The organism is Burkholderia dolosa, assembly GCF_902499135.1.
GTDB lineage: Bacteria > Pseudomonadota > Gammaproteobacteria > Burkholderiales > Burkholderiaceae > Burkholderia > Burkholderia dolosa.
Map to the genome: position 1 here is coordinate 46867 of NZ_CABVPR010000035.1, position 16436 is coordinate 63302.

A 16436-nucleotide genomic window follows, 5' to 3' on the forward strand; every position below is an offset into this window, starting at 1 on the left:
ACTGAATTCGCGCACGAAGCCGATTTGAGCAAAACTCAGAAATCGGCGCGTGCGACACCCTTTCTGGAGACGGAGGAGACATGACGAACCTGCCCGGCGTGCAATTCATGCTCGGTGAAGACATCGAGATGCTGCGCGACGCGGTCGCGACCTTCGCGGCGAAGGAAATCGCGCCGCGCGCGGCGGAGGTCGACCGCACCGACCAGTTTCCGATGGATCTGTGGAAGAAGTTCGGCGATCTCGGCGTGCTCGGGATGACGGTGTCCGAGGAATACGGCGGCGCGAACATGGGTTACACCGCGCACATGGTCGCGATGGAGGAAATCTCGCGCGCATCGGCGTCGATCGGCCTGTCGTACGGCGCGCATTCGAACCTGTGCGTGAACCAGATCCACCGCAACGGCACCGAAGCGCAGAAGCGCAAGTACCTGCCGAAGCTCGTGTCCGGCGAGCACATCGGCGCGCTCGCGATGAGCGAGCCGAACGCGGGCTCCGACGTCGTCAGCATGAAGCTGCGTGCCGACAAGCGCGGCGACCGCTACGTGCTGAACGGCACGAAGATGTGGATCACCAACGGGCCGGACTGCGACACGCTCGTCGTCTACGCGAAGACGGACCCGGAAGCCGGCCCGCGCGGCATCACCGCGTTCATCGTCGAGAAGGGCATGAAGGGCTTCTCGGTCGCGCAGAAGCTCGACAAGCTCGGGATGCGCGGCTCGCACACGGGCGAGCTGGTGTTCGAGGACGTCGAGGTGCCGGAAGAGAACATCCTCGGCCAGCTCAACGGTGGCGTGAAGGTGCTGATGAGCGGCCTCGACTACGAGCGCGCGGTGCTCGCCGGCGGCCCGACCGGCATCATGGCCGCGTGCCTCGACGCGGTCGTTCCGTATATCCACGACCGCAAGCAGTTCGGCCAGGCGATCGGCGAATTCCAGCTGATCCAGGGCAAGGTCGCCGACATGTACACGACGTTCCAGGCGTGCCGCGCGTATCTGTACGCGGTCGGCCGCCATCTCGACTCGGCGGGCAGCGAGCACGTGCGGCAGGTGCGCAAGGACTGCGCGGGCGTGATTCTCTATACGGCGGAGAAGGCGACGTGGATGGCCGGCGAGGCGATCCAGATCCTCGGCGGCAACGGCTACATCAACGAATATCCGGTCGGCCGCCTGTGGCGCGATGCGAAGCTGTACGAGATCGGCGCCGGCACGAGCGAGATCCGCCGGATGCTGATCGGCCGCGAGCTGTTCGCGGAAACGATGTAACGCCCACGTCACGCGAACGGAGCCCTGCCGATGCCGATCATCGAATCCAGACTGAACCCGCGTTCCGAAGAATTCCGGGCAAACGCCGCGGCGCTCGACGCGCTCGTCGCCGATCTGCGCGCGAAGATCGACCAGCTCGCGCAGGGCGGCGGCCAGGCCGCGCGCGACAAGCATCTGTCGCGCGGCAAGCTGCTGCCGCGCGACCGCATCGCGCAACTGCTCGACCCCGGCTCGCCGTTTCTCGAGCTGTCGCAGCTCGCGGCGAACGGCATGTACAACGACGATGCGCCGGGCGCCGGGATCATCACCGGGATCGGCCGGATCGCCGGCCGCGAATGCGTGATCGTGTGCAACGACGCGACGGTCAAGGGCGGCACCTACTATCCGATGACCGTGAAGAAGCACGTGCGCGCGCAGGAGATCGCCGCGGAAAACCGGCTGCCGTGCGTGTACCTCGTCGATTCGGGCGGCGCGAACCTGCCGAACCAGGACGACGTGTTTCCCGACCGCGACCACTTCGGCCGCATCTTCTTCAACCAGGCGACGATGTCGGCCGCCGGCATCGCGCAGATCGCGGTCGTGATGGGTTCGTGCACGGCGGGCGGCGCGTACGTGCCCGCGATGAGCGACGAATCGATCATCGTGAAGAACCAGGGCACGATTTTTCTCGGCGGGCCGCCGCTCGTGAAGGCCGCGACCGGCGAGGAAGTGAGCGCGGAGGATCTCGGCGGCGGCGACGTGCACACGCGGCTGTCCGGCGTTGCCGATCATCTCGCGCAGAACGACGCGCACGCGTTGTCGATCGCGCGCAACATCGTCGCGCATCTCGCGCCGAAGATCGCGCCGCCGGTGTCGCTGCGCGAGCCGAAGCCGCCGCGCTACGACGCGAAGAGCCTGTACGGCGTGATTCCGGTCGACACGCGCAAGCCGTTCGACGTGCGCGAGGTGATCGCGCGAATCGTCGACGACTCCGAGTTCGACGAGTTCAAGGCGCGCTACGGCACGACGCTCGTGACCGGCTTCGCGCACATCTGGGGGCATCCGGTCGGCATCGTCGCGAACAACGGGATCCTGTTCTCCGAATCCGCGGTGAAGGGCGCGCATTTCATCGAGCTGTGCTGCCAGCGCAAGATTCCGCTCGTGTTCCTGCAGAACATCACGGGCTTCATGGTCGGCCGCAAATACGAGAACGAAGGCATCGCGCGGCATGGCGCGAAGATGGTGACGGCCGTGTCGAACGCGAAGGTGCCCAAGTTCACGGTGATCATCGGCGGCTCGTTCGGCGCCGGCAACTACGGGATGTGCGGCCGCGCGTTCGGGCCGCGCTTCCTGTGGATGTGGCCGAACGCGCGCATTTCGGTGATGGGCGGCGAGCAGGCCGCGTCGGTGCTCGCGACGGTGCGCCGCGACGGGATCGAGGCGAAGGGCGGCACGTGGTCGGCCGACGAAGAGGACGCGTTCAAGCAGCCGATTCGCGATCAGTACGAACGCCAGGGCCACCCGTACTACGCGAGCGCGCGACTGTGGGACGACGGCGTGATCGATCCCGCGCAGACGCGCGACGTGCTCGGCCTCGGCCTTGCTGCGTCGATGAACGCGCCGATCGACGACACGCGTTTCGGCGTGTTCCGGATGTGACGGCCGGGAGGGCTCACCGATGCGATACGAAACGATCAAGGTCGGCGAAGCGGGCCGCGTGGCGACGGTCACGCTCGCGCGTCCCGACGTGCGCAACGCGTTCAACGAGACGGCGATCGCCGAGCTGACCACTGCGTTCGAATGGCTCGATGCGCACGAAGGCGTGCGCGCCGTCGTGCTCGCGGCCGAAGGTCCGGCGTTCTGCGCGGGCGCGGACCTGAACTGGATGAAGAAGATGGCCGGCTACTCGGACGACGAGAACCGCGCCGACGCGCGCCGGCTCGCGCGGATGCTCGAGGCGATCCATCGTTGCAGCAAGCCGGTGATCGCGCGCGTGCACGGCGACGCGTATGCGGGCGGGGTCGGCCTCGTCGCGGCGGCCGACATCGCGATCGCCGCCGACGGCGCGAAGTTCTGCCTGTCCGAAGCGCGGCTCGGGCTGATTCCGGCGACGATCGCGCCGTACGTCGTGCGTGCGATGGGCGAGCGCGCGGCGCGCCGCTACTTCACGACCGCCGAAGTGTTCGACAGCGTACGCGCGGCGGCGCTCGGCTTCATTCACGACGCGGTGCCGGCCGACGCGCTCGACGAAACGATCGCGAAGCTCGCCACGGCGCTCGTCGCGAACGGCCCCGATGCGGTGCGCGCGTGCAAGCGGCTCGTCGCCGACGTGGCCGGCCGCCCGCTCGACGCCGCGCTGATCGAGCAGACCGCCGACTGGATCGCGCGCACGCGCGCCGGCGCGGAGGCGCGCGAAGGAATTGCGGCGTTTCTCGAGAAGCGCACGCCGTCGTGGCGTGAATAACCCTTTCCGGAACACATCGAAGCCATGTTCGACAAGATTCTGATCGCCAACCGCGGCGAAATCGCGTGCCGCGTCGCCGCCACGTGCAAACGTCTCGGGATCGCGAGCGTCGCCGTCTATTCGGATGCCGACGCGCACGCGAAACACGTCGCCGCATGCGACGAAGCGGTGCACATCGGCGGCGCGGCGGCCGCGGACAGCTATCTGCGCATCGACCGGATCATCGACGCCGCGCGTGCGACCGGCGCGCAGGCGATTCATCCGGGCTACGGCTTTCTGTCGGAGAACGAGGATTTCGCGCATGCGTGCGAAGCGGCCGGCATCGTGTTCATCGGGCCGCCGGTCGACGCGATCGCCGCGATGGGCTCGAAGGCGGCCGCGAAGGCGCTGATGCACGCGGCCGCGGTGCCGCTCGTGCCCGGCTATCACGGCGACGATCAGGATCCCGCGCGGCTGCATCGCGAAGCCGACGCGATCGGCTATCCGGTGCTGCTGAAGGCGAGCGCGGGCGGCGGCGGCAAGGGGATGCGCGTGGTCGAGCGCTCCGACGACTTTCCGGCGGCGCTCGCGTCGTGCCAGCGCGAAGCGGCGAGCAGCTTCGGCAACGATCGCGTGCTGATCGAGAAATACCTGACGCGCCCGCGCCACGTCGAAGTGCAGGTGTTCGGCGACACGCACGGCAATACCGTGTACCTGTTCGATCGCGACTGCTCGGTGCAGCGCCGTCATCAGAAGGTGCTCGAGGAAGCGCCGGCGCCGGGGCTGCACGACGACATGCGCCGCGCGATGGGCGAGGCGGCCGTCGCGGCCGCGCGCGCGGTCGGCTACGTCGGCGCGGGCACCGTCGAGTTCATCATCACCGGCGGCGCGTTCTACTTCATGGAAATGAACACGCGGCTGCAGGTCGAGCATCCGGTCACCGAGATGGTCACGGGCCTCGATCTCGTTGAATGGCAGCTGCGCGTCGCGGCCGGCGAGCCGCTGCCGCTGACGCAGGACGCGCTGCGCGTGCGCGGACATGCGATCGAGGCACGGCTGTATGCGGAGAATCCGGCGCGCGGCTTTCTGCCGTCCACCGGCACGCTGAAGCACCTGCGGCTGCCGGACGGCGTCGAATTCGACATCGGCGCGCCGGTGCGTATCGACAGCGGCGTGCGCGAAGGCGATGCGATCACGCCGTTCTACGATCCGATGATCGCGAAGCTGATCGTTCACGGCGCCGACCGCGCGGAAGCGCTCGCGCTGATGCTGCGCGCGCTGCGCGCATGCGAGGTGGTCGGACTGCACACGAACGCGGCGTTTCTGCAGCGGATCGTCGCGAGCGAGCCGTTTTCGATCGGCGATCTCGATACGGGGCTGATCGAGCGCAACCACGACGTGCTGTTCGCGCCGCCGCAGTCGCCGCGCGCGGCGCTCGCGCTCGCATGCGCGGCGCTGCTGGCGCGCGAACGCGACGCGCACGCGAGCGCGAGCGCGTCGCCGTGGGCTGCGCTGCCGGACTGGCGGCTGAACGGCGGCTATCGCCGCACGCTCGAATGGCGCGCGCTCGAGCGCGAAGCCGACGTGAAAGTCGCTTACGAAAGCGGCGACGGCGGCGCGCGCATCGCGATCGACGGCGGCACGCCGCAGTCGTTCGCATGGACGCGCGGCGCGACGCCGCTCGATTTCGACGTGACGCTCGGCGGCGTGCGCAGCAGCGGCCGCGTTTATGCGGACGGCGATCAGTTCCACGTATTTACGCAGGGCGCGGCCGAGACGTTCGAATGGCGCAACCTGCTCGCGCATGCGGGCGACGCGGAGCACGGCGGCGGCCGGCTGACCGCGCCGATGCCCGGCAAGGTGATCGCGGTGCTCGTCGAGCCTGGCCAGAAGGTCGACGCCGGCACGCCGCTGATCGTGATGGAAGCGATGAAGATGGAGCACACGATCGGCGCGCCGAATGCGGGTGTCGTCGCCGAAGTGCTGTACGGCGTCGGCGATCAGGTCGCGGACGGCGCGCAGCTGCTGCGGATGGCGGAAGGCTGATCGCGACGTGCGATGACGGCCGGTTGCGGCCGTCGCTGGATGTCGGAGGCGCCGGAAGCGTTGGAAGTATCGGACGCATCGGACGCATCGGACGCATCGGACGCGCCGCCATTCGACGCCGGCGGCGCGCGCCATCGCCGTAGCCGACCGGGCCTGACCATCCATGACAGTCCGCCGGCCCGCGCTCGGCTAGAATGCGAGTCGTTTCAGGCGTGCGCTGCCGCGCACGCTACACTCCGTTCCTCGACTGTCCCATCCCGCCGACGATGACGTCTCCTGCCCTGAACGGCCTGCGCATCGGTATCACGATCGGATTGCGCGCCCCCGACGAAAGCCTGTGGATCAACGGCATCAAGCAGAACGCGCTGTTTCTCGCGAAGCTGCTGATGGCGTCGCCGCACGGCTACCGCGTGACGCTGGTCAACACGACGGACGTGCCGCTGACGGACGCGCTGCCGTGGGATCGCCGCGTGTACGACACGCGCGCGTTCGCCGACATGAAGGATGCGCTCGACGTGCTGATCGAACTCGGCGGCCAGATCGACGGCGAGCAGACCGCCTATCTGAAGGCGCGCGGCGCGAAGATCGTCAGCTATTGCTGCGGCGTCGAGTACATCAACGCGATGGAGTCGATGCTGTTCGGCCGCCGGCTGTGGGATTCGCTGTTCATCAACCGCGGCTACGACGAAGTGTGGGCGATTCCGCAGATCGCGCCGTCGTCGCTGCCGTTCCTGCAATCGCTGCGCCGCTGTCCGGGGCGCGTCGTGCCGTTCGTATGGGACCCGATGTTCGTGACCGAGCGGGCGCGCTCGCTGCCCGAGCACGGCGAATACCGGCCGCGCGGCGAGCGCGCGAAGCGGCTGACGGTGATGGAGCCGAATCACAACGTCGTGAAGTTCTGCGTGTATCCGATGCTGATCATCGACGAAGCGTACCGCCGCGATCCCGATTCGATCTGCTTCACGCACGTGACGAACGCCGATCGCCTCGCGCGCGAGAGCCCCGAATTCGTGATGCTGATGAACTATCTGGACATCGTGCGCGCGGGCAAGGCGAGCTTCGTCGGACGCTTCGACACGCCGGTGTTCCTCGCCGAGCTGACCGACGTCGTCGTGTCGCATCAATGGTCGAACCCGCTCAACTATTTCTATTTCGACGTGTGCTGGCAGGGCTACCCGCTCGTGCACAACGCGAGCCTCGCGCCGGATCTCGGCTACTACTACCCGGACAACGACGTGCAGAAGGGCGCGGACGCGCTGCTGCATGCGCTGCATACGCACGACGACGCGTGGCACGCGTATACGCGGCGCCAGCGCGAGATTCTCGCGCGCTATACGTCGGCGAATCCGGCGCTCGTCGCCGAGTACGACGCGCTGCTCGCGAACCTGATCGGCGCGACCGCGGGTTGAAGCGCGGCGCCGGCAGATTTTCGGCAGACACGCGGCGCATCGCGCAAAAAAAGAAACCATCGGACCGGGGTGATCCGATGGTTTTCAAGGCACGAATTTGACGGCTCCGAGGACGTCCGTCGGTAATCATCTTATAGGTTAACAAGCTGGAAGGTTTGTTAAACATCGTGCGTTTGATAACCGTCATATAATTCTTCTCGATATTATCGGGCGACCGCATCGAATTGAATTGGGCAATCGACGCAATGCCTTTTGAAACGAAGAGATTGAATGCCGGCGCGATCGAATGCCGCTGTGAAGGCCGCCCGCGGCGGTGCGCTCGCGGCGCCGCGAGCGAGCGGGGAAAAGTCGCGCGTCCCGCGCAGTGTGCGTCCTGAAAGGGATTCCGGTCAAAGCGCCCTGTCCGGTAACAATGGCTGGCAGAAATTTCAATTGCATCGGCTGCTTTATGTAATCTGCCGCACAATTCACTTCCCCGATGCATGGTTTATTTTATGAAACTGAATATCGCAAGCAAATATCGGATTTGACGGCGCGCCGAAATGAAAAGTACGCTCCCGGAAAGATCGAAATAACAGGATGGCCGGGTAAGCGGCGGCGCGCGTGAAGTCGACTCGCTCCGCATGAATCGTGGGGGCGTGCCGTTCTCGGTGGCCCGACATTGCCGGAGCGCCGGATGAATGCGATCGAAGCTCGCCTGCAGGCGAATCGGGTAGCCAATCGTGACGAAGTCGATCTCGTGTTCGGCGCACCCGACGATCACCCCGATCTCGCGTCGGTACGCAGTTTCGTGGAAAGCCGGCTCAGGTTCGTGCGCGAGCCGGTGTGCCGGGCCGATCTGTCGGCCGGCGTGCTGTATCACGAATGCCTCGCGCGGTTGCGCTGGGGGCCGCGCGCCGCGCTCGCACCGGTCGCGTTCCTGCCGCGTCTCGAATCGCTCGGGCTGATGCAATGGTTCGACCGGCTCGTGGTCGGACGGACCATTGACGAGCTGCGCGCGGATCCGGATGCCGTATACGGCTGCAACGTGTCGGCGGCCAGCGCGGTGATGGACGACGGATGGCTCGCGATCTTCAGGCGGCTCGAGCGCGAACCGGCGGTTGCGGCGCGGCTCGTCGTCGAGATTACCGAGACGGGCCCGCTGAACCCCGTCGCCGGGCGGTCGTTCGTGCACCGGTTCCGGCGCGCCGGCTGCCGCGTCGCGATCGACGATTTCGGCGTCGGGTTCAGCGCGCTGAACAATCTGGTGGTCGGCAATCCCGATATCGTGAAGCTCGACAAGTCGATCCTGTCGATGATCAAGCGCAACGCGATCGGACGTTACCAGTTCCGCCGGCTGATCGCGTTCGCGCACGAAGGGGCGCGGCACGTCGTCGTCGAAGGCGTGGAGAACGAGAGCGACCGGCAGATGATCGTCGATGCCGGCGTCGCGTGGGCGCAGGGCATCCGTTTCTCGTGGCGGTCGCCGGCGGCCGCGTGACGGTGTGCATGCGGCCCGCGGTGCGGCCGCCGATCGACGAACCGTAAAGGGGCACGGACATGGTGGAGACGACGGCTGCGGAGCGAACCGATACGCACGCGAGCGCGACGCGCGAACTGCTCGCGCTCGGCGAACTGGCCGACATGCTGCGGCAGCTCGGCATGGAAGCGGCCGATGCGCCGGCCGACATCGCGCGGTATCTGAACGGATTGAATGCGGTCGCGCGCCGGATTCGGCGGATGGCGGCGCTCGACGCGCGCGGCCGTGAGGCCGCGGCGCGCCACTACTACGCAGGCGTGATCGCAGGCGCGTGCGGGGACGATTCGGCGATCGCGCGCGGCGTGTCGGACGATCTCGCGCGGCAGGCCCGTCATGCGGACCGCGCGGTGCTGCGCTGTTTCATCAGCGTTGCGCGAATCGGACGGCGGCACGGTCGCACGTTCGCTGCGCAATGCGGCGCACGCATGTTCGCGTAGCGCATCGCGCCGCGCTGCATCGGCCGTTCATCGCGGTCGCGACATTGCGCCGGAATCGGCGCGGCGAGCGTCGCCCGTTTCAACGTGCGTCGTTTTGCGCCTGCCGCGGCACGTAGCCGGTCAGATGCCAGCGGCCGTCGTCGTCGAGGCGGAAGCTCAGCTTCTCGAACACGGTCGCGCCGTTCGTCAGCGTCGTCGCGTAGTCGACGTTCGCATACAGGCCGTCGGGCAGCGGCGGTGAATTCGTGTAGAGAATGCGCGTGATCTGCGCCCAGCCGCGACGGCCGACCGTGCCGACCGACTGGCGCGCGCGCTGCATGTCGGCCGCGAACTGGTCCTGCTTGATGCGCGCCTTCACGAACGGCGCGGCGTCGGCCCACACCGCCGCGTATTGCCCCGCGTCCAGCCGTTTGAAAACCGCGTCCGCGTCGCGCAGCAGTTCGTCGGCCGATTCGCCGCCGGGTTGCGCGTGCGCGCCGATCGCGATCGAAGCGAGCGCGCAGCCGATCAGCCATTTCGCGCGGGTGACGGGCAGGAATGCATTCATGTCGAGGTCCGTTGAAGCCGGCGCGTCACGCGCCGGTCGTGTAGAGCGCCGCGATCGCGTTCGTATACGCGGCGACGTTGTCGGGGTTGTAGATGCTGACCGAATCGAGCACGTGCTTCGACTGCTCGCGATATGCATCGAGGTTCGCGTCGTGTTCGGCAAAGGCCTGCAGCAGCGCGCGGCCGCCGGCCTGGCAGTCGAAGTCCGGATAGAAATACCCGGCCTTGCCGAGGAACGGCGAGTTGTGAATCAGCGGATAGTCGCCGTACAGCAGCTCGTAATACAGGTAGTTCTGCGCGTTTTCCCACGTGTGCGACACCACCGCGTCGCCGTACGCGGCCATGAACTCGTACACCGCGTAGCGGCTTTCGAACGTCGTGATGCCGTGATTGACGATGTCGAGACTCTTCGCGAAGTGGACGAACGTCGCGTGCTCCTTCAGATGCAGCGTGTTGCACACGCGCACGATCTCGAGGAAATCCGGCTTCGCCCGATACGCTTCTTCCGTCACGAGCATCGGAATGATGCTCGTCTTCACCATGCAGATGTTCGGTTCGAACATCGTCACGCGCCAGCGCGGCTTGCCCGGCCGATAGCCGAACGACAGCCCGGCGCCGAGCGTCGCGCGCGCCTTGTCGAACAGCACCGGATGCCAGATGTGCGGGACGATCGTGACCGGCGCGCGCAGGCCCGTCCGGTAGTAGTGCAGGCACGAGCGCTCGAATTCCGGAATCGTCCACACCGCGTCGTACGGCGCACCCGAGAACAGGAAGCCCGACGGCTTGCCGAACATCGCGCGCTCGATGTCGATCACGTAGTCGTTGCCGACGCGCATCGTCACGACCTTGCCGCCGCGCTCGCGGAACGCGCGCAGATAGTCGGCGCTGAACTGCGCGCTCATTTCGATCAGCACGTCGCAGCGCTGCATCGCTTCGTCCATCGTGACGAGCGGCACGTTCCATTCGCCGAGCATCATCTGCGGATCGGCGAGCTGTTCGCCGCCGTTCACCATTACGGCTTCGGCGACGAGCGGCGACTGGCGCAGCAGCAGGATCAGCAGCAGGCAGTTCTGGAAGATGCCGTTTTCCCACAGCGACTGGCCGGCGCCGCGCACGAACAGCGATACGCCGACGACGAGGCGTTTACCGTCGCCGGGCGCGTGGCGGGCATTGGAGTCCGACATGCGTGTGCTCCGGTTCAGGCGACCAGACGCGCGACGAACGCGTCGAGGTTCGCGGGGTTGTCGATCGACACCGAGCGCAGCAGCCGGTCGGCTTTCGCGCGGTAGTCGTCGAGCTGCTCGTCGTGATGCAGCCATGCGTCGAGCAGCACGCGGCTGCCGGTGGCGGAATCGAAGTCCGGGTAGTAGTAGCCGGCGTCGCCGAGCAGCGTCGAGTTGTGGATCAACGGATAGCCGCCGTACAGCACGTCGTAGTACAGGTAGTTCTGCGGGTTTTCCCAGTGATGCGACACGACGGCGTCCGCATGGCGCGCCATGAAGCCGGGCAGGTCGATGCGCGGCTCGAACGTCGCCTTGTGCTGACGCACGAGGTCGAGGCTGTTCGCGAAGTGCACGAAGGTCGGGTGTTCCTTCATGTGGATCGAGTTCACGACGAACAGATGCTGCACGGCGTCCGGCCGCGCGCGATACAGCTCGTCGCATACGAGCATCGGGTAATGGCAGGTCTTCACGACCGAGATGTTCGGCTCGAGCGTCGCGAGACGCCACGGCCGCCGTCCCGGCCGGTAGCCGAACGCCGCGCCTTCGGCGGCGAGCGCCGCGATACGGCGCTCGAGAAAGTATGGCGACCACAGATGCGGAATCGTGTAGACCGGCGCGCGCGTGAGCGTGCGCAGCAGCGGCACGTCGATCTTCTTCGACTTCTCGAGCACCCAGACTTCGTCGAACTGCGTGCCGTTGAAGATGTGGCCCGACGGCTTGTCGAAGATCGGCGTTTCCGCGAGACCGCTGTACGTATGGCCGACATGGCACGCGACGAGCTTCGTGCCGAGCGCCTTTACGTGCCGCAGCCACTCGACCGGCAGCTGCGCGCCCATTTCGATCACGACGTCGAGTTCGTGCGTGACGTCGGCCGGTTTCACGAGCGGCACGTCGAGCCCGTCGAGATCGAGGCCGGCCGGCAGGGCGTTCGCGTCGCCGCCGTTCAGGAAATAGACGGGGCCGACGCAGTCCGAGCGCTTGAGCATCATCGCGAGAAACGCGATGTTCTGATGGATGCCGTTTTCCCAGATCGCCTGGCCGTCCCGCGCAAACAGCGAGATGCCGACGGCCGGCCGCGGATGGCGGCGGCCGGTCGATGCGGCTTGATTGATGTCCGTCACCGGTTGGTTTTCCTCTGCAGCGTCGCGCGGCCGGCCGTGGCGTCGAGCGCCCGGCCGCGATACGGCGCGTCGTGGATTGTCATGGTTGCGTTCGCACCGGTGTGTCCCGGACAGCGAGTCGTGCGCTGCGCAGCGGCGGCAGCGGGATTCCGGCGTGCGTCGTGCGCGACCGGCACGGCTCGCGCGTCGGGCGGGACGCGCCGGCAGCGGTCAGCGGCGATTGTGGCACGGAAGCCGCCGGTTTGTGGAGAGGCATGACGAACTTTGACATCGCGCGGCACGAGGCGGCCGAGATGTCGGCGACGGCAATCGGCATCGCGAGCCTGCCCGCCGGATGCGCGCCGCGCCGAAGGATGCGGTCGTGCGCGTGGCGCGCTCGTCGGCCGATTATGGGCCGGCCGGCGACCGCTCAGCGCTGCAGCGAGATTTCGACGCGGCGATTGCTCGCGCGACCGTCGGCCGTCGCGTTCGATGCGACCGGGTCGGCGCTGCCGCGGCCGGTAACCGTCAGCGTCCGGGTCTTCAGCCCATGCGCGTTCAGATAGGCGGCGACCGCCTGCGCGCGGCGCTTCGACAGCGCGACGTTCGATGCATCGCTGCCGACCGAGTCCGTGTAGCCGGTGATCGTCACGTTCGAGTACGTGCGGTCGTCGCGCGCGCTCAGCAGCTTGTCGAGCGATGCGCGGGCAGCCGGCGTCAACGTCGCGGCGCCCGTCGCGAACAGCGCGTCGCCCGCGAGGTTCACGTGTTCGACCGCGGCCGGCGCGGCGGCCGCTGCCGGTGCCGGCTCGGCAGCCGATGCCGGTTCGGCCGGCGCCGCGCCGCACTGGAAGACCAGCGTGGCGGGATCGGCGCCGTCGCGCAACGCGTGCGCCGAATCGGCAACACGCACCGGCTGATCGCCGCAGATCTTGCGGGCCGCCTTCATGCAGGTCTGCGGGCCGGACAGCAGACCGTGGCAGTCCACCTGGAACGTGCGCACGCCGTCGCGCGGCTGAAGCTCGGATGCGCTGTAGGTCGGGCCGGATGCGGTCGAGCACGCGGCGAGGGCCGTCGCGGAAAGGGCGAGTGCGAGAGCGAGTTTGTTCACGGTTACGTCCTTGAAGAGCTGGGTTGACGCGAGGCGGCCGCCCGGATGCGGCAGCCTGCCGGATATCGGGGCCGCGGGCCGCTCGCCCGGCGAGCGCGCCCGCCGGGCGGTGCGACGGTTACTTCCACTGGTACAGCATGCCGGCGCCGATCACCTTCTGCGTGCCGCTGAAGCCGCCGTTGACCGACGCCTTCAGGTTCTCCGTGATGCGCGCCTGCATGCTGACCGCCATCGCCTTCTGACCGAGGAACGTCGATGCACCGATCCCCATCCCGAAGTTCGCGTCGCGGTCGAGCTGCGGGATCGACGCCATCGCGCCGACGGCCGCGATACCCTGCTTCGCCATCTGGTCGGTCTGCTGCAGTTGCGAACCCAACGAGTTGATCTGTGCCTGCTGGCCCGACAGCGCGCTCGACAACGTCGTCTGCACCTGCGTCAGCTGGTTCACGTTCACCGCGTCGGTGCCTTGCGTACCGGGCGCGACGTTCGTGATCTGGCGCTGCTGCGTATCGCTGCCGACCGACACCACGTTCGAGCGGCCGCCGTCCGTCGAATTCGCGCCGATCGCGACCGAGTTCGAACCGGCGGTGGCGGTCGGACGATCGTTGCCCGTGCCGTTCATGTCAGCGGCGACGCCGTTGTTGTTGCTGGTGCGCGTCGTGTTGTTGTTGATCGTGGTCGACAGCTGGCTCAGCTGGTTGTTGATGCTCGTCACGCCCGTCGACAGCGACGCGACCGTGCTGTTCGTCGAGCTGAGGCCGGTCGACAGCGAGCTGATGCCGGTCGACGTCGACGTGGACAGCGACGTCAGATTGCTGTTCGTCGAGCTGAGGCCGGTGGACAGCGAACCGATCGCGGTCGACGTCGACGTCGACAGCGACGCGACCGTGCTGTTGGTCGAGCTCAGACCGGTGGACAGCGAGCTGATGCCGGTGGACAGCGACGAGATGTTCGACGCGGTGGACGTCGACAGTGCGTTGACCGCCCGGTTCGTCGCGTCGAGCTGGCTGCCGTTGATCGCGTCGGTGCTGGTCGGCGAGATCCGGCCGGCCGCGACGTTCGTGATCTGACGTTCCTGGCCCGGCTGGCCGACGCTCACCACGCCGACCGGCGAGCTGCCGGCGAACAGGTACGTGACGCCGCCGATCGTCGCGTTCTGCGTGCCGACCGCGGCAGTCGTCGCCGAGTTCGCGCCGAGTGCGATCGAGTTCGCGACGTTCGCGGTGGCGTTCGAACCGAATGCGAGCGCGTCGGCGGCGGTGGCCTTCGCGGCCGCGCCGTACGCTTGTGCGCCGGCGGCGCTCGCGAGCGCGCCGTTGCCGAGCGCGAGCGCGCCGGTGTCGGCTGCCGATGCGTTCCGACCGATCGCGACTGCGCCGGCCGACGACGCGTTCGAGCCGTCGCCGACCGCGACGCTGCCGTCGCCGGCAGCGCTGGCGTTCGTGCCTGCCGCGATCGCGTTGATGCCGGTCGCGCCGTCGTTGTCGTAGTTGCCTTGCTGCGTGCCGTTGTCGTTCACGCTGTAGTAGTGCGTTTTAGCGGCCTGGATCGCGGTCGACGTCGACGTGGACAGCGACGCGACGGAGCTGTTGGTCGAGCTCAGGCCGGTGGACAGCGACGTGATGCCGGTCGAGGTCGACGTCGAAAGCGATGCGATCGAGCTGTTGGCGGACGACAAGCCGGTCGATGTGGAGGTCGACAGTGAGGTCAGCGAGCTGTTGGTCGAGCTGAGGCCGGTAGACAACGACGTGATGCCGGTCGAGGTCGACGTGGACAGCGACGCGATCGAGCTGTTGGCCGACGACAAGCCGGTCGATGTCGAGGTCGACAGTGAGGTCAGCGAGCTGTTGGTGGAGCTGAGGCCGGTAGAGAGCGACGTGATGCCGGTCGAAGTCGACGTCGAAAGCGACGTGATCGAGCTGTTGGCCGACGACAAGCCGGTCGACGCCGAAGTCGACAACGAGGTCACCGAGCTGTTTGTCGAGCTGAGGCCGGTGGAAAGCGAGCCGATGCCCGTGGAGGTCGACGTCGACAGCGAAGTCAGCGAGCTATCGGTCGAGCTGAGGCCCGTGGACAGCGAGCTGATGCCGGTCGAGGCCGACGTGGACAGCGACGTGATCGAACTGTTCGCGGACGACAGACCGGTCGACGTCGAGGTCGACAGCGAAGTCACCGAGCTATTGGTCGAGCTGAGGCCCGTGGACAGCGAGCTGATGCCGGTCGAGGCCGACGTGGAAAGCGACGTGATCGAGCTGTTCGCGGACGACAGACCGGTCGACGTCGAAGTCGACAGCGAAGTCACCGAGCTGTTGGTCGAGCTGAGGCCGGTTGACAACGACGAGATGCCGGTAGAAGTCGAAGTCGACAGCGACGCGATCGAGCTGTTCGCCGTCGAGATGCCCGTGGAGGCAGACGTGGACAGCGACGTGATCGAGCTATTCGCGGACGACAGCCCCGTCGACGCGGACGTCGACAGCGAAGTCACCGAACTGTTGGTGGAACTGAGGCCGGTGGAAAGCGAGCCGATACCGGTCGACGCCGACGTCGACAGCGAGGTCAGCGAACTATTGGTCGAGCTCAGCCCCGTGGAAAGCGACGTAATGCCGGTCGACAGCGACGAAATCGCGCTGCTGGACGACGACACGGTAGTCGACAGCGAATCGACGGCCGAATTGGTCGCGAACAGCTGCGAGCCGTTGATCGCGTCGGTGCTGGCCGCGGTGATCCGGCCGGCCGCGACGTTGGTGATCTGCCGCTCGGCGCCCGGCGCGCCGACGCTTACTACGCTGGTCGGATTGCCGCCAGCGAAGGCTTGTGTCGCCCCGCCCAGCGTGCCGGTCGGCGTCGGGTTCGGTGCCGCGGTGACGGAATTGCTGCCGAGGGCCACGTCGTTCGCGTTGTTGGCTACGGCGTTCTGGCCGAGCGCGATAGCGCCGTTCGCTTTCGCAGCCGCGCTGTCGCCGACGGCAACCGCGCTTGCGCCCGCGGCGCTCGCCTTCACGCCCGCGGCCAGCGAATTGACGCCGGTTGCGCCGTCGTTGTTGTAGTTGGCCTGCTGCGTGCCGCCGTCGTTGACGCTGTAGTAGTGCGTTTTCGCCGCCTGAATGGCGGTCGACGTCGACGTGGACAGCGACGAGATGCTGCTCGAGGTCGACGTCGAAAGCGACGTGACCGAGCTGTTCGTCGAGCTCAGACCAGTCGACAACGAGTTGATGCCGGTCGAAGTCGACGTCGAGAGCGACGCGATCCAGCTATTGGCCGAGGACAAGCCGGTCGATGCCGAAGTGGACAGCGAAGTCACCGAGCTGTTGGTCGAGCTGAGTCCAGTAGAGAGCGAGCCGATGCCGGTCGAGGTCGAAGT

12 protein-coding genes are annotated in these 16436 nt (G+C 67.2%); 7 read left to right on the top strand and 5 right to left on the bottom strand.

Translation table 11 applies throughout. The annotated features are described in order from the left end of the window. Positions 1–80 precede the first annotated feature (80 nt). The 7 genes from BUB20358_RS16885 (at position 81) to BUB20358_RS16915 (ending at position 9095) form a co-directional block, all read left to right on the top strand. Positions 81–1262, top strand: a complete 1182-nt coding sequence (locus BUB20358_RS16885; protein ID WP_006766459.1) for an isovaleryl-CoA dehydrogenase — start codon at positions 81–83, stop codon at positions 1260–1262. A 30-nt stretch (positions 1263–1292) separates the two neighbouring features. Further along, positions 1293–2900 carry a carboxyl transferase domain-containing protein gene (locus BUB20358_RS16890; protein ID WP_006766458.1) on the top strand — a complete coding sequence of 536 codons (1608 nt, stop codon included), beginning with the start codon at positions 1293–1295 and terminating at the stop codon, positions 2898–2900. Between the two features lie 19 nt (positions 2901–2919). After that, positions 2920–3705, top strand: coding sequence for an enoyl-CoA hydratase/isomerase family protein (locus tag BUB20358_RS16895; protein ID WP_006766457.1), 786 nt, complete (start codon positions 2920–2922; stop codon positions 3703–3705). Between the two features lie 24 nt (positions 3706–3729). Next, on the top strand, positions 3730–5730 hold the full coding sequence (locus BUB20358_RS16900) for an acetyl-CoA carboxylase biotin carboxylase subunit (RefSeq protein WP_006766456.1): 2001 nt from the start codon (positions 3730–3732) through the stop codon (positions 5728–5730). A gap of 266 nt (positions 5731–5996) precedes the next feature. Continuing rightward, positions 5997–7139: a DUF2827 domain-containing protein gene (locus BUB20358_RS16905; protein WP_006766455.1), complete on the top strand. Its 1143-nt coding sequence runs from the start codon at positions 5997–5999 to the stop codon at positions 7137–7139. 676 nt (positions 7140–7815) lie between these two features. Next, the gene (locus BUB20358_RS16910) at positions 7816–8619 is read left to right on the top strand and encodes an EAL domain-containing protein (protein WP_006766454.1); all 804 of its coding nucleotides are present in this window, start codon (positions 7816–7818) and stop codon (positions 8617–8619) included. A gap of 59 nt (positions 8620–8678) precedes the next feature. Continuing rightward, positions 8679–9095, top strand: a complete 417-nt coding sequence (locus BUB20358_RS16915) for a hypothetical protein (protein ID WP_035974539.1) — start codon at positions 8679–8681, stop codon at positions 9093–9095. Between the two features lie 79 nt (positions 9096–9174). On the opposite strand, the gene BUB20358_RS16920 is transcribed toward BUB20358_RS16915, so the two are convergent. From BUB20358_RS16920 to BUB20358_RS28710, 5 genes are all read right to left on the bottom strand, one after another. Beyond that, the gene (locus BUB20358_RS16920) at positions 9175–9642 is read right to left on the bottom strand and encodes a DUF4019 domain-containing protein (protein ID WP_006766453.1); all 468 of its coding nucleotides are present in this window, start codon (positions 9640–9642) and stop codon (positions 9175–9177) included. A gap of 25 nt (positions 9643–9667) precedes the next feature. Continuing rightward, positions 9668–10825, bottom strand: a complete 1158-nt coding sequence (locus tag BUB20358_RS16925; RefSeq protein ID WP_006766452.1) for a DUF2827 domain-containing protein — start codon at positions 10823–10825, stop codon at positions 9668–9670. Positions 10826–10839: 14 nt separating this feature from the next. Continuing rightward, positions 10840–11985 carry a DUF2827 domain-containing protein gene (locus BUB20358_RS16930; protein ID WP_006766451.1) on the bottom strand — a complete coding sequence of 382 codons (1146 nt, stop codon included), beginning with the start codon at positions 11983–11985 and terminating at the stop codon, positions 10840–10842. Between the two features lie 409 nt (positions 11986–12394). After that, positions 12395–13075 carry an OmpA family protein gene (locus BUB20358_RS16935; RefSeq protein ID WP_006766450.1) on the bottom strand — a complete coding sequence of 227 codons (681 nt, stop codon included), beginning with the start codon at positions 13073–13075 and terminating at the stop codon, positions 12395–12397. 118 nt (positions 13076–13193) lie between these two features. Then, positions 13194–16436, bottom strand: a 3243-nt coding sequence (locus BUB20358_RS28710; RefSeq protein WP_174905090.1) for a YadA family autotransporter adhesin, incomplete at its 5' end; no start/stop codon positions are given.